This is a genomic window from Moraxella sp. Pampa, assembly GCF_035181385.1.
Lineage (GTDB): Bacteria > Pseudomonadota > Gammaproteobacteria > Pseudomonadales > Moraxellaceae > Moraxella.
Map to the genome: position 1 here is coordinate 15,325 of NZ_JAXCJK010000005.1, position 14,012 is coordinate 29,336.

Genomic DNA, 14,012 nt, shown 5'->3' on the forward strand with positions numbered 1-14,012 from the left:
ATGCCAATTGCAAATTAGAATTGACTTTCATCGTCCGCATCTTCAATGAATTCTGGCACTTGATTTTGGTCAGAGTCTTGTGTTGTTGTGGGCGCGCCCATTTTTTCGCTACGGATTTTCGCTTCAATTTCTTGGGCGATTTCAGGGTTTTCGGCAAGATATTTGACGGTGTTGGATTTGCCTTGACCAATTTTACTCTCACCATAGCTATACCATGCACCAGATTTACCCACTGCACCAATATCCACACCCAAATCAACAACTTCGCCCAAATGATTGATGCCTTCGCCATACATGATTTGAAATATCGCCTCACGAAAAGGAGGTGCCATCTTGTTTTTGATGACTTTAACTTTGGTTTCGTTGCCAATTACTGCCTCACCTTCTTTAATCTGACCGATACGGCGAATGTCTAATCGAACCGAAGCATAAAATTTAAGGGCATTACCACCTGTGGTGGTCTCAGGAGAGCCGAACATCACGCCTATTTTCATGCGAATTTGGTTGATAAAAATTACCATGCAATTTGAGCGTTTGGCATTACCAGTGATTTTACGCAAAGCTTGGCTCATCAGGCGTGCTTGTAACCCCATGTGACTGTCACCCATTTCACCTTCAATTTCAGCTTTTGGGGTAAGAGCCGCCACCGAGTCCACAACGATCATATCTACCGCACCCGAACGCACAAGCATATCAGCAATTTCAAGTGCTTGTTCACCATTATCAGGTTGAGATACCATCAATTTGTCGATATCTACGCCTAATTTGCGTGCATAAATTGGGTCCAAAGCGTGCTCGGCATCAATAAAAGCACAAGTACCGCCTTGCTTTTGGCATTCGGCAATCGTTTGTAAGGTAAGAGTGGTTTTACCAGAGCTTTCTGGTCCAAAAATCTCAATGATACGCCCCTTTGGCAGTCCGCCAATACCTAGAGCAATGTCCAATGACAGTGATCCTGTTGACACCACATCGGCATCAATCTTGGCAGACTCATCACCTAAGTACATGATGGTATTTTTGCCATAAGATTTTTCAATCTGTGCTAAAGCTGCTTTGAGTGCTTTGTCTTTATTTTCATTGACGCTGGCGGCTGCCTCTTTTGTTTTGCTCATCATTTCACCTTACTGATTGACTTTTATTGTCATGATTTATCATCTAAATTGCCATTATTATAGCATAAATTATCTTTTTATATCCAAGGTATTTACCCAGATGCATGCGTATTTTGTTATGCTTGATGGCTTTATTATTTTGATTAAAAGTTAATTGCTTAGCATAACCAAAATAGAATATAAAAAACTTATCCACAGGTTTCACAAGTAAAAAATGACCATTTTGTGAAACATGGTTTGTTTTTTTAATGAATAAAATGACAATAATGAATTGGTAAATGTCAACCCAATGATTTTTATTAAGTTATTGATTTTTATATTAAAAATAAAATAGCACACAATTTTTTGTAAAATTTAGCAATACGCTTAAAGTGCCTATTTATCAAAGCATTCATCATGATGATTGTCTTTTATCCACAAAGTTATCCACAATTTTTGTGGATAAAAAATGGATAACTGATTCAGCCAATATGTGATAAGGCCTGAGTGAATGTTGATGAATTTTTTTTTGTGATTATTGAGCATTGAAAATTACTATTCAATCTGTACTCACATTCATCAAAATGTCAATGTTTCACGATGGTGATGATGTCTGCTTGTGAAACTATTTAATCTTATTTTATATTGAATTTGAAAAATGGGTGAAAAAGATAAAAAAATGGCGACAAATCGCCATTGGGATGTGATTGGCTTTTTGACCAATTTAATCGTTTGGGTTTTGTGTTTTGCGATACATCAAATCCCAAGAAGTACGACCATAGTCAAGGCCACGCTTTTCAAATTTAGTCTGTGGGCGAAAAGCTGGACGAGGTGTAAAGTTGCCTTGACCTGAAATATTTTCAAGAATACTCATGTTGTCAAGTACCTCAAGCATCCATAGGGCATAATGCTCCCAATCGGTTGCGGCATGAAAAGTACCGCCAATTTTGAGTGTGCGTGCGACAATTTCCATGCGATGGGTGGTAACAAAACGGCGTTTATAATGACGCTTTTTTTGCCAAGGGTCGGGAAAATAAAGCTGTATGGCATCAAGGTGTTCATCGGGTAGGTTGCTTAAAAGGGCAATTGCATCACCGCTTAATACCTTTAGATTCTGCAAGCCTAATTCGTGGGCAATATAAGCGATACGCCCAATGCCTGGTTCATGAACTTCAATGCCAACAAAGTTATGCTCTGGATTGTTTTTTGCCATCTCAATAAGACTGTCTCCCATGCCAAAGCCAATTTCTAGCGTTAAAGGTGCATCCATACCGTTGGGCGTGTTGGCAAAATGGGTGCGTAAATTATTAATGTTGCTGACATCGCCCAGTTTGCCGAGCTCAAAACCGTGATTGAGAATATATGATGCGTAAGTGCTATTGGTTAGGGCAAGCTCGCTCGCCTGACTCATGTGTGTACGGCGTTTCATGAAAGTGTCAATTTGACGAAACTGTTCGGGTGTTTGGGCAAGACGGGCGATTTGCTCGCTGATGGCTTCACGGTCGGTATCTGGGCTTTGGCGGTCGCCACCAACAGGGGTTAAAAATTGTGAATTTGAATCAGTCATGGCTTTATTTGCATTAAAAAAAGGCGTAAAATGTTAAGGGTGTCATTATAAGCCAACCAACGCCCAACCGCAAATCATTTTATCATTCAATCTATTGGTCAAATTCATGATTCGTTTGCCTTTTTTAGAAGATACCACACCACCACCATTTTATCGTGCCGACCTCACCGATGCTAAGCGTACCGAGCTTGACAGATGGTTTATTGGCTTGCGATCACAAAAGTATTATTTAAAGAGGTTTGAAGAATTTGATCGGGCTGGTCAGATGCACCCTCGCTGGAATTGGGCAGCATTTTTTTGTACTTTTGGCTGGCTTTTGTATCGTAAACGCTACCTTGATTGCTTGGTGTATTGTGTGGCGGGTTGGTCATTTATTAAGGTAACCATTGCCATTACGCTGGTGGTGCTTGAATTTGCCGTCATTTCATTTTTGCCACAAGAATACCAAATGGCTGTGCGTGTGCTGGTGGGTGTGATGATTTGGTTGTTTTGGTCGAGTCAGGTGGCACGCTGGGCAGATGCTTATTATTATCGTATGGCACGCCGTGAAATTGCTGATGTATTGGATTTTTATCCACGCAATAAAGATGAACAAAAGATGCACTTAAGGCGTGAGGGTGGTACCAGTTTGTTTGGTATGTCGGTGGCATTTGGCATATTTGGGGTGATTTTGGCGATTATTGTTGGGCAATTTGTACCGATCATCGCCATGCAAAAAGAACAATCGGTGATTTTTGAGAGTTATCGTTCTGCCAAAGCGGTACAAAAACGCGTGGAGCAAATCTATAATACCACACAAAAATGCCCAATTGATTTGCCAGTCTCTGTGGATAATCAACGAGTTTCTATGGTGGTTGTTGATAAGGCAGAAGGAGTGCAGACTGATTGTGCGGTCATGGCGACGGTTTCTGGATCTGGCTACCCTGTACGCTATTTAAACGGTGAAACGCTTGTCATTTATCATTATGTTGATTATAAGGGGCAAAGTGTGTGGCGGTGCCAAACTTCGCTCAACAAAAAACGCCACCCCAAAAGCTGTGTATGATGCAACTACCAGCCGATTGGATTGATATCAAGTGAGATTTTGACTCCTTTAGAAGTTGGTAGGGCAAGGAGGTTTTGCCAGTGTGCGGATAATACAGCGTGCAAGGTTTTGCGATCCTTGGCAAGTAGTAGTAACTGCGTATGATATCGATTGTTTTTCTTATTCATGGGGGCATCGGTTGCACCGCTTGTGATCAGGTTTGGCACATCAGGTAAACCTTTGGCGATTTGTTTGATGGCAATTCTGGCACGATTTTGGTTGTGGCTTTCTGCACGAATGAGTGCGGCATGAGTGTAGGGTGGCAAACCGAGCAACTGCCTTTCTTTTAGCAAGATGTCGGCAAAGGCTAGATAGCCATACTTAATAAGTGTGATGAGTAGAGGGTTATTGGGCTGGCGAGTTTGAATAAGTACATCGCCTGCTTTTTCGGCACGCCCTGCACGCCCTGCCACTTGTATGATTCGCTGAGCGGTATGTTCAGGTGAGCGAAAATCAGGTGATAAAAATCCCAAATCTGCATCAGCCACCACCACAAGTGTTACATTGGGAAAATGGTGACCTTTGGCAATCATTTGTGTTCCCACTAAGATGGCAGGTTCACCCGTTAGGATTTTTGTGTACATGGCTTCCCACGCACCTTTTTTACGCATGGTGTCTCGATCAATTTGTAAAATGGGGTAAACTTGCTCGGTGGTCTGTGGATTGGCAAAGATGGCGTGTAATTGTTCGGACAGCTTACTTGTGCCAAGTCCTAAGTCTTGCAGATTTTGGCTATTGCACTCAGGGCAGGTGCGTGGCGTGTGTGTACAAAATCCGCAATGATGGCACTTTAATTGCCCAGAAGGATATTTATGTAGGGTTAAATGTGCATCACAATGTGGGCAGTCTGCTTGCCAGCCACACGCATCGCAGATGAGTATTGGTGCATATCCACGCCGATTTAAAAAAACCAGTACCTGCTCGCCATGGGCTAGGCGTTGTTTGATTTGATGAATACTTTCATTGGATAATAGGGTTTTTTGCTCATTGCCATTCATTTGCATGATGCTTTTTGTGCCTTGACGAATGTCAATGAGCTGTAAAACAGGGTTTTTAGCATTGCCAGCACGCTTTGTTAGACGACATTCGGTCAGTTTGTGGTCATGGCTTAATTTAAGCTGTTCAAGGCTTGGTGTGGCGGTTCCCAATACCACAGGTACACCCATTTGATGACCACGCCACATGGCCACCTCGCAGGCGTGATAGCGTAGGTGGTCTTGTTGCTTATAGGAATTATCATGGGCCTCATCAACGATGACAAGCCCTAGATTGGCAAACGGATAAAGCACGCTTGAACGAGTGCCGATGATGATGTTGGCCTGACCTGTTTGGCAGTCTTGCCAGCCTTGCAGGCGTTCGGCGTCTGTCACGCCAGAGTGCAGTACACAGATGTTGGCATCAAAGCGTGAGCTAAATCGAGCTTTTGTCTGTGGCGTGAGTCCAATTTCAGGTATCAAAATTAAGACTTGTTTGCCAGATGATAAGGCGTGCCATATGGCTTGTAGGTAAACTTCGGTCTTGCCAGACCCTGTAATGCCGTTTAATAATATGCCTTGATAAATACCATCATCAATGGCGTGTTTGATGGTGTCAAAAGCATCTTTTTGCTCATGATTAAGCGGTAAAATCTCATCTAGTAATTGGGCGGTCTTGGGTGTTAAATTTGGTTTGACATTGCTAATAAAAGAGCGGATAAGCCCTTTGTTTTCTAGAATTTTTAATTGAGTTTTATTGACCTCCAGCTCTTTTAACCTAAGTTCACTTAGGCCTGCTGGGCTTTCTTTGATGGTATTAAATATTTGCCATTGTCTTTTGGCTGATTTGCTGATTTGACTTTGGATAAATGTATCATCAATGCCATCTACAACCTCCCAAAAGTTAAGCTTCTGAATAATGCTCCTGCCTTGGTTGATGAGACTAGGTAGCATGACGGATAAAGTTTCGCCCAGTGGGTAATGATAATAAGCGGACAGCCAATTTGCCAAGCGTAACAATTGGTCTGTGATGATGGGTGTCTCATCAAGGCATTCATCAATCGGTCTTAACTTGTCTTGTGAGATATTGCTGTCGGCATGGTTGATGTGGGCGATGACAATACCAATGAGTTCTTGACGACCAAAAGGCACACGCACACGGCTACCTATTGCTGGCAGAGTGCCGTCAATCAGGCACTCTGTTGGGCAAAGATAATCAAACAGTTGATATAGTGGTGTTGGTAGGGCGATGCGAATCAGGGAATTTTGCATGAGAAAAAAGACTTGGCTTACCAAGCCTTAAAAATACTTATTCTAAATGCAAAATGGCTTCAATCTCAACCTCACCACCTTTGGGCAGAGCAGCAACTTGTACTGCCGCACGAGCAGGGTAGGGGGCACTTAGCCGTGCATCAAACACTTCATTTAATGCACCAAAATCATTCAAATCAGTCAAAGACACATTGAATTTTACGACATCATCTAGTGTGCCACCAGCAGCTTTGGCAATGGCAGCCAGATTATCAAAAGCCTGTTCAGCTTGGGCAGTAAAACCTTCTTTTAATTGCATGGTTTTTGGATCTAAGCCCAACTGACCTGAGATATAAACAGTGTTTCCAATTTTGATGGCTTGTGAATAGGTGCCAACTGCAGCAGGTGCATCATCGGTATAAATGATTTGTCTTGCCATGAAAATTCCTTAATGGGCTTTAACTTGATGTGTCTAAATTTGAATGTATTGCAATATGAATGTGATGACCATCAGTGATGGCTTTGAGCCTTGGTGCTTTGTAGGCGGGCGACAATTTTATCAAACAAACTCATGGCAGGTGCATCTGTATAGATGATTTTACCTGCAACATTGTCAGCGGTCTTTGGCAGGGTGTTTGGTTCAGTTTTACCCAAAAAAAAGGCCACTTCTTCTTTGGAATTTAAATCAATATTACAGCACATAAGGACGCTCCTTTTAAATGATTCATCGTTCATATTAAAGCAATTTTACGCTTAATATTCAAGTAATTTTTTAAGATGCCTAAAATATTATTGGTATAGTCGCATGATATTTGGATAGCCTAGAATTTGGCGAAGTTTTTGAATGCCATTTTCTAAATGTACGCGTGAACGCACCACAACATCAAGTGTGGTTGTGCCAATTTTGCTATTTTTATCTTTATCATCAGCTTTAATGATTGTGTTTTCTACGCCAATATTAAGCGAGCGTAACTCATAGATGGCCTGACTGATTTGTTCTTCGTTGAGCGTGGCAAAAATACGCAGTTTTGCCGAAAAGTGCAATTGGTGTGCTGAATGATCAATTTTTATGCCATCTTTCCAATTCACTTGAATAATTTGGTATGGGTTGATGGTACGAATGGCGTTAAGCGAGTAGCATTTATGGCGGTGAATGACCAGCCCTTGACGAGCAGATAAATGACCAACAATGTGGTCGCCATAGATGGGGTTGCAACACTTGGCAAAGGTAACTTCCACGCCCTTAACACCGGCAAGTAAATGCTTGGATTGGGTAATTTCGTTGTCATCAGCGATGTCCACCTCTTCGCTAAATAGACGAGAAACAACAAGCTGTGCCAGTAGCGTGCCTGTGGCGATTTGCATAAAAATTTCTTGTCTGCCAGATGCACCACGCCACGCCAGAATATCCGCCCATTCGTTGTCTGTAATGTCGTCAATGGCCTTATCATAGGCTTTTAGAGCGCGTATGAGTGCTTCTTTGCCAGCGTGTTCTTTTTGATCATCTGGTAGGCGTTTTAAAAATTTTAGAATCTCGCTTCGTGCTTTGTTGGTTGCCACAAAACCAAGCCAGTCAGCTTTTGGTGTTGCTTCTTTATCGGTATCAATGCTGACAAAATCGCCATCAGCCAACACCAGACCTAACTTTCCATGCTCGCCATTAATGTCTGCACCAGTGGCAATATTGCCGATACTGGGGCCAACAGCATAGGCAAAATCCAGTGCGGTTGAGCCACGAGGCAGTTCGTACGCACGACCTTGTGGGCTGTAACAGACTATTTTTCGCTCGTGTAGGTAATTTAATAGTTCATTAATGACGGCGACTGAATGCTCGCTATCTTCAACATCATTTTGCTTTGACTCATGATTGGCAAGGTCTTGCATATTGCGTAAGCTTGCCTGTACAACAGAATGACTGATATCGCCTTTGTCATTGCTAATGACACCAAGTCTGGCAGCTTCCTGCATGCGTTTGGTCAGAAGTGTGATTTTTATGTGGTTGTAATCTCGCTCATAAATAAGGCAAAGCGACTGGTTGCCGCCTGCTTGGGGCTTTCGGATATTATCACGAATTTGATCATCGCTGATCTCGTATTTTTGTACCAGATAAGATGCCAATTTATCGCATGATTCAATATCATTGAGCACCACCTCAAAGTCATACTGTCGAATCAAACGGTTGATTTGCCCACGATTTTTGAAGAACTGGCGATACATTGAAGTACGATTGTCAAGCACTTGCACATGACCGTTTAAATTCAAATGGCTTAATAAATTTTGTAGATAGGTGCTGATTTCTATTTTTTGGAAATTACGGCCAAGCCCATGTTGTAACAACTTATCGGTAAATTTATTGTACATCTCAGGATTGAGATTGCGATAGCAAAGCAGTTCAATATAGTCGGCGATGTCATTAAGACCCATGATGCGTGCAAAAGGGATATAAAAATTGAGCGTCTCGGTGGCAGTGCGTTTTTGTTTTTCCTCGCTGACTGCATCTAGTGTGGACATATTGTGCAGGCGGTCAGAGAGCTTAATGATGAGTACGCGTGGGTCAATGAGTGTGGCGGTGAGAATTTTATGAAAAGTGGCGGCTTGGCTTTGTTGCTTATTCATGCTGGAGGATTTTAGTTTGGTTACACCATCAACAAGACGAGAAATGGTATCGCCGAATTCTACGCTTAGCATCTTGTTGGTAACCTCGGTATCCTCAACTGTGTCGTGTAAAATGGCTGCAATGATGGTGTCCTTATCCAGACGAAAACCTGCCAAAATCTCCGCCACTGCAATCGGGTGCGTGATGTATGGCTCTCCAGATTTACGCTTATCTTTAATATGTGCCACATCGCCAAAATGACAGGCGCGCAACACATCATGCCTTTCTGCTCTTTCCAGATAACCAATGGCACGCATCAAGCTGTCACGAGCTTCATCGACTAAGGGGTGGCTTAGTTGACTGGGAATGTCATGCGGACGGTAGTTGGGTAGCATAAGGACTCTTGATATTGATGAATAAAGATATTATAAATATCAAGGATTGAGTTGCTTGTCAATAGCTTGATTGATTAATTTTTATCATTTGCCTATTTTTGTTGATTGTAAATATATTGTGATTAGTGTAAGTCATTGTTTTTTTATGAAAAAACAAAAAACTGCACGGTGGTCGTGCAGTTCATGATTTTAAGTGGATTGATGCCAATCAAAAATCATCAGGGGTGAATTTTGAGATGTCCACAAGTTCTGGCACTTTGATGATAATTTCTTCATCTGGCTCGTCTAGGATTGTGCGAGTCACATTGCCAGCAGCGATTTCACGCAGAGCAAGTACAGTTGGTTTGTCGTTTTCAACAATAACTGTTGGTTCGGCACTACCTTTAGCAAGCTGGCGTGCACGCTTGCTTGCCACCAAAATCAGCTCAAAGCGATTATCGACATTGTCCAGACAATCTTCAATCGTAACTCGTGCCATAAACTCTCTCTTATTTTTAGTTGATTTGGATTGATAATCTTACTATTCTAGCAAATTCGCTTTGTTTTTAAAAGTATTTTCTCAAGATTATTTACCCCTTGCGTCCGCCCAGATGATTTTGTGTAGTTGCAGTTGCAACCTGACAGGCAAGCCGTCTGCCAATATCCACTCGGCAAGCTGTATGGCAATGTTTGGCACATCAGACTTTCTTTCGTCTATCTCAAACATGGGCGAAAACCACACCACACCACATTTGTTGTGCAAGTCAAATTCCCACAATTTTGCCACCGCCCAATCATAGTCGGTGCGGTCGGCGATGACGATTTTGAGTTGGTCGTGAGCGGTTAAATAATCCAAATTTTCCCACAAATTACGCTGACATTCGCCAGAGCTTGGTGTTTTTAGGTCCATCACTTTGGAGACTTGTACTGGCACCTCTTTGACACTTAATGCCCCTGCTGTCTCCAAAGACACTTCATAGCCTTGGTTTATAAGCAATTTCATCAAGGCAATGGCATTGGGCTGTGCCAAAGGCTCGCCCCCTGTTACGCACACACGCTTGCACGGATACTGGGCAATATCCGCCAAAATGTCATCAAGCGACAAGCGTACACCGCCTGTAAACGAATAGGTCGTATCGCAATACACGCACCGCAACGGGCAACCTGTCAAGCGAATAAAAATGGTCGGCAGTCCGCTCGTTAATGCTTCACCTTGCAATGAATAAAAAATCTCAGTGATTTTAAGTCCTGTCGATGGGTCGGTGGTGGGAATGTGCGTGTTTCGTAAGTTTGGGGGCGTATCGGTTGGCATAATGTTGTAATTGTAAAAAGTTGGTTATTTTAGCAAAAATTTAGGGATTTGGGGATTTTTTATTGGTGGGGTTTAAGCGATTTAATTATTAAAATAAAATTACCCTAATTGGTTAAATATTACTTTTAAAACCAATTTATTTTTTAAAGTTAATTTGTATTGATAAAATTTGATAAATGAAATAATGTGCCCTTAATCTTATTTTTAAAGCATTAAAACAAAAAAGACGAACGCAAAGTCCGTCTTTTTTATTCTTAAAAAATCATTCTACCGAACGGAGCAAATCATTGATAGAAGTTTTTGCTCTTGTTTGTGCGTCCACTTTTTTGACAATCACCGCACAATATAGGCTGTGCGTGCCGTCTTTGCTTGGCAAAGTGCCTGACACCACCACCGAGCCAGCTGGCACACGCCCGTATAGAATTTCGCCTGTGGTGCGGTCGTAGATTTTGGTGGATTGTCCGATATACACGCCCATTGAGATGACTGAGCCTTCTTCCACAATCACGCCTTCTACGATTTCAGAGCGTGCGCCAATAAAGCAGTTGTCTTCAATAATCGTGGGGCTTGCCTGCAAAGGCTCTAGCACGCCACCGATGCCCACACCGCCAGACAAATGCACATTTTTGCCAATTTGGGCACAACTGCCAACGGTCGCCCAAGTGTCCACCATCGTGCCTTCGTCCACAAAGGCACCGATATTGACATAGCTTGGCATCAAAATCACATTTTTGCCAATAAACGAGCCACGCCGTGCCACCGCAGGCGGTACGACTCGCACGCCTGCATTTTTGTAGTCTTGTTCGCCCCAATCGTGAAATTTGGTATCCACTTTGTCATAAAAACCAAGCTCGCCTGTATTCATCACACGGTTGTCATTGATTTTAAAGGACAACAGCACCGCTTTTTTGACCCACTCATTGACCACCCATTTGCCAGCGATTTTTTGGGCAACTCTTAGCTCACCGCTGTCTAGTTTGGCAAGCACTTCATTGACCGCACGGCGGACATCGTCAGGGCAATCGGTCGCCCCAAAATCAGCACGGTTGTCAAAGGCTTGTTCAATGATTTTTTCAAGGTTCATAGGGGTTCCTGTTTGATGTTAAATGATTAAAGATGATGGCCAAATGGCTAAAATGATGAATAATTTTCGATGAATGACTTAAAAATAAAGCAAAAATCGCCACCTACCGATGTGATGAGCAGTTTTAAACGCCATTAAAATTACCATTATTTTATCATAAAATTCTTTGTAATTTTTAATAAATTTTCTCAATACTGACATTTAACCAATTTAAAATGTCTTGGTAAACCCTAATTTTATTTGTCTCGTGTAGCGGTTCGTGTCTCATGTTGGGATAAAGCAAGGCGGTGGTGTGCTTATTGTTTTTGATGAGCTCATCTTGTAAGTCAATCACATCTTGTCCCATATTACCCACAGGGTCGTCCTTGCCACTTACAAGCAATAGGCGAAAGTCTTTGGGTGTGTGGGCATACCATGTGGGTGAGGTGGCTTTTTTGATGAGAGCTTGTAAAGCGATAAGGCCATTGTTGCTAAATGCAAAGCCACACAAAGGATCGCTTTCAAACGCCTTGATATTATCGGTATTTTCAGACAACCACGCAAAGGGCGAGGCGGATATGGGTGAGCGAATTTGTGATTGTAAATGGTTGTTGATGAGTGTGGCAAATCGCATATTGGGGCGTTTGGGATTGAGATGATTCATGAGTTTAAGTACGGCCAAAGCAAGGTGATTGATCGGACCAAAGCGATTTGCTGTCCCCATTAAAATCGCCCCATGAAAACTTGTGGCGTGGTATGTCAGTACTGTCCGTACAACAAACGATCCCATAGAATGCCCCATGATAAAATGTGGCACATTCGTCACGCCTTGTTTGCTCGCTTGTTTTTTGAGTGCATCTGCCATGATAATGGCATCTTTACATAAAGCTTGTATGGGGTGTTTTTCGTCAATCAAACCCAACTCGTATTTATCTTTGACCGTGCGACCATGCCCAAGCTGGTCATAAGTCGCCACCAAAACACCATGATTCGCCAAAAACTGAGCAAAATCGGCATAACGCCCACTGTGTTCACTCATGCCATGCACGATGAGTAGGCTTGCTCTGATTTCACCTGTCGGCACAAAAAAAGTATGATGCAGGCGATGGATTTGGTTGGAGGATAAAATCACTTGGCTCATAAAGGGCTCTGCAATGTTGCTAGGAATTATCTTTTTGCTTAGTGGTGGTATTTTTGCTCAATTAAAAAACATCGTAAGCATACACAATCTGTTTTGACTTTATGCTAAGTTTGCTTAAAAACACCCCACCTTTTCGCCACGCTCGGCTTTGGCAAGTTTTTCTTCTGCCAATGCTTTGGCACTGCGTACAGGTGGTGGGCAAGGCTCGCCATAGTACTGGCGGTCGGCAAAATAGCTTGAGCGTACCATTGGGTTTGCCCAAATGTTAAAAAAGCCTAATTTTTTGCCATACTCGGTATAGCGGGCAAATTCGTCTGGGTGGACATAGCGGGCGACAGGGGCGTGGCTTTTGCTTGGGGCAAGATATTGCCCAATCGTGATAATATCCACATCGTGGGCTTTTAGGTCGTCAAGCAGGCGGTACACTTCGTCTTCGCTCTCGCCCAAGCCCACCATAAATCCGCATTTGGTGGCGATGTCTGGACGGCGTGCCTTGTAGTCTTTGAGTAGTTGTAAAGAATGATGATAATCTGAGCCTGGACGAAACGCCTTGTATAGGCGTGGCACGGTCTCAATGTTGTGGTTAAATACATCAGGGGCGGTGTCTGCCAAAATGTCTAGGGCAAGCTGTTCACGCCCACGAAAATCAGGCACCAAAATTTCAATCAAACAGTTTGGCGATAATTGACGACTTTGGCTGATGACCTCGGCAAAGTGGGTTGCACCGCCGTCTTTTAAATCGTCCCTGTCCACGCTTGTGATAACGGCGTATTTAAGCCCCAGTCCCAAAATCGTCTCGGCGGTGTGGCGTGGCTCGTCTGTGTCTAAGGGATTGGGGCGTCCGTGTGCGACTTCACAAAAGGGGCAACGGCGTGTACAAATATCGCCCATAATCATAAAAGTGGCTGTGCCATCGCCAAAACATTGGGGCAGATTGGGGCAGGCGGCTTCTTCGCAGACGGTGTAGAGTTTTTGGGTGCGTAAGGTGGATTTGATGCGTTCTACCTCGGCAGGGCTTGACAGTTTGACTCGTATCCAGTCAGGTTTTTTTGGCGTGTCAAGCGTGGGAATGACTTTGATGGGAATGCGTGCCACTTTGTCATAGCCACGCAGTTTTTCGCCTTGTACGGCTTTTTTTGGAGGTGCTTTGGGGGTGGGGGTGTAGGTTTGGACAGCGGTCATATTTTGCCTTTATGATTAAATATGTTTAATGTTCTAAATGTTGATAAATATTTTGATAAATAAGGTTATTCTACCTTATTTTAAGGTAAAAAGCGATGGGAAAAGTTGGTTGGCGTCATTTGACATTTAAAGGTGATAAATCTGTCTTGATGCCAAATGATGCAGGGCAAATGTCATTTTATTGAACTTTATTCTTTATTTTTTTGAAAAATTTTGCTTAAAATAATGGTTGGTGAATCATTTTTTAAATAAATGTTGGTTATGAAAGATAATTTTTTGAATTTATGGTAAATTTAGGCTATTATATATGAGCGTAAATTTAGGCAAATTGCCTGTAAAATCAATGTCTAGGCACTTGATAATTATTTGCATAAAAA

The 14,012-nt window shown here is 42.6% G+C and carries 12 protein-coding genes; 1 reads left to right on the top strand and 11 read right to left on the bottom strand.

The window, feature by feature from the left end; genetic code table 11:
• Positions 1-14: 14 nt before the first annotated feature.
• The gene (gene recA, locus R0123_RS07890) at positions 15-1,112 is read right to left on the bottom strand and encodes a recombinase RecA (RefSeq protein ID WP_323843671.1); all 1,098 of its coding nucleotides are present in this window, start codon (positions 1,110-1,112) and stop codon (positions 15-17) included.
• 703 nt (positions 1,113-1,815) lie between these two features.
• Positions 1,816-2,658, bottom strand: a complete 843-nt coding sequence (gene trmB, locus R0123_RS07895; RefSeq protein ID WP_416381708.1) for a tRNA (guanosine(46)-N7)-methyltransferase TrmB — start codon at positions 2,656-2,658, stop codon at positions 1,816-1,818.
• A 106-nt stretch (positions 2,659-2,764) separates the two neighbouring features.
• On the opposite strand from trmB, the gene R0123_RS07900 reads away from it, so the two are divergent.
• On the top strand, positions 2,765-3,703 hold the full coding sequence (locus R0123_RS07900; protein ID WP_323843672.1) for a DUF2628 domain-containing protein: 939 nt from the start codon (positions 2,765-2,767) through the stop codon (positions 3,701-3,703).
• Positions 3,704-3,708: 5 nt separating this feature from the next.
• Here the strand turns inward: R0123_RS07900 and R0123_RS07905 are convergent, their stop codons facing one another.
• The 9 genes from R0123_RS07905 to lipA form a co-directional block, all read right to left on the bottom strand.
• Positions 3,709-5,988 (bottom strand): primosomal protein N', encoded by a 2,280-nt coding sequence (locus R0123_RS07905; protein ID WP_323843673.1) that lies wholly within the window; start codon positions 5,986-5,988, stop codon positions 3,709-3,711.
• Between the two features lie 37 nt (positions 5,989-6,025).
• A complete protein-coding gene (locus R0123_RS07910) occupies positions 6,026-6,406 on the bottom strand; it encodes a RidA family protein (RefSeq protein WP_323843674.1) in 381 nt (126 codons plus the stop codon).
• 71 nt (positions 6,407-6,477) lie between these two features.
• Complete coding sequence (locus tag R0123_RS07915) at positions 6,478-6,669, bottom strand: hypothetical protein (RefSeq protein ID WP_323842396.1); 192 nt, start codon at positions 6,667-6,669, stop codon at positions 6,478-6,480.
• A gap of 87 nt (positions 6,670-6,756) precedes the next feature.
• A complete protein-coding gene (locus R0123_RS07920; protein ID WP_323842397.1) occupies positions 6,757-8,958 on the bottom strand; it encodes a RelA/SpoT family protein in 2,202 nt (733 codons plus the stop codon).
• A gap of 208 nt (positions 8,959-9,166) precedes the next feature.
• Positions 9,167-9,436: a DNA-directed RNA polymerase subunit omega gene (gene rpoZ, locus R0123_RS07925; protein WP_323842398.1), complete on the bottom strand. Its 270-nt coding sequence runs from the start codon at positions 9,434-9,436 to the stop codon at positions 9,167-9,169.
• Between the two features lie 87 nt (positions 9,437-9,523).
• Positions 9,524-10,249 carry a 7-carboxy-7-deazaguanine synthase QueE gene (gene queE / locus R0123_RS07930; RefSeq protein WP_323843675.1) on the bottom strand — a complete coding sequence of 242 codons (726 nt, stop codon included), beginning with the start codon at positions 10,247-10,249 and terminating at the stop codon, positions 9,524-9,526.
• A 262-nt stretch (positions 10,250-10,511) separates the two neighbouring features.
• The gene (dapD, locus tag R0123_RS07935) at positions 10,512-11,333 is read right to left on the bottom strand and encodes a 2,3,4,5-tetrahydropyridine-2,6-dicarboxylate N-succinyltransferase (RefSeq protein WP_323843676.1); all 822 of its coding nucleotides are present in this window, start codon (positions 11,331-11,333) and stop codon (positions 10,512-10,514) included.
• Positions 11,334-11,508: 175 nt separating this feature from the next.
• On the bottom strand, positions 11,509-12,453 hold the full coding sequence (locus R0123_RS07940; protein WP_323843677.1) for an alpha/beta fold hydrolase: 945 nt from the start codon (positions 12,451-12,453) through the stop codon (positions 11,509-11,511).
• Between the two features lie 114 nt (positions 12,454-12,567).
• On the bottom strand, positions 12,568-13,635 hold the full coding sequence (gene lipA, locus R0123_RS07945; protein ID WP_323843678.1) for a lipoyl synthase: 1,068 nt from the start codon (positions 13,633-13,635) through the stop codon (positions 12,568-12,570).
• Positions 13,636-14,012 lie beyond the last annotated feature (377 nt).

Excerpts from the sequence above, each read along its gene's own strand:
- R0123_RS07920 (WP_323842397.1), bottom strand. The coding sequence starts at position 8,958 with ATGCTACCCAACTACCGTCCGCATGACATTCCCAGTCAACTAAGCCAC.
- recA (WP_323843671.1), bottom strand. The coding sequence starts at position 1,112 with ATGAGCAAAACAAAAGAGGCAGCCGCCAGCGTCAATGAAAATAAAGAC.
- lipA (WP_323843678.1), bottom strand. The coding sequence starts at position 13,635 with ATGACCGCTGTCCAAACCTACACCCCCACCCCCAAAGCACCTCCAAAA.
- dapD (WP_323843676.1), bottom strand. The coding sequence starts at position 11,333 with ATGAACCTTGAAAAAATCATTGAACAAGCCTTTGACAACCGTGCTGAT.
- queE (WP_323843675.1), bottom strand. The coding sequence starts at position 10,249 with ATGCCAACCGATACGCCCCCAAACTTACGAAACACGCACATTCCCACC.
- R0123_RS07910 (WP_323843674.1), bottom strand. The coding sequence starts at position 6,406 with ATGGCAAGACAAATCATTTATACCGATGATGCACCTGCTGCAGTTGGC.
- R0123_RS07915 (WP_323842396.1), bottom strand. The coding sequence starts at position 6,669 with ATGTGCTGTAATATTGATTTAAATTCCAAAGAAGAAGTGGCCTTTTTT.
- R0123_RS07900 (WP_323843672.1), top strand. The coding sequence starts at position 2,765 with ATGATTCGTTTGCCTTTTTTAGAAGATACCACACCACCACCATTTTAT.
- trmB (WP_416381708.1), bottom strand. The coding sequence starts at position 2,658 with ATGACTGATTCAAATTCACAATTTTTAACCCCTGTTGGTGGCGACCGC.
- rpoZ (WP_323842398.1), bottom strand. The coding sequence starts at position 9,436 with ATGGCACGAGTTACGATTGAAGATTGTCTGGACAATGTCGATAATCGC.
- R0123_RS07940 (WP_323843677.1), bottom strand. The coding sequence starts at position 12,453 with ATGAGCCAAGTGATTTTATCCTCCAACCAAATCCATCGCCTGCATCAT.
- R0123_RS07905 (WP_323843673.1), bottom strand. The coding sequence starts at position 5,988 with ATGCAAAATTCCCTGATTCGCATCGCCCTACCAACACCACTATATCAA.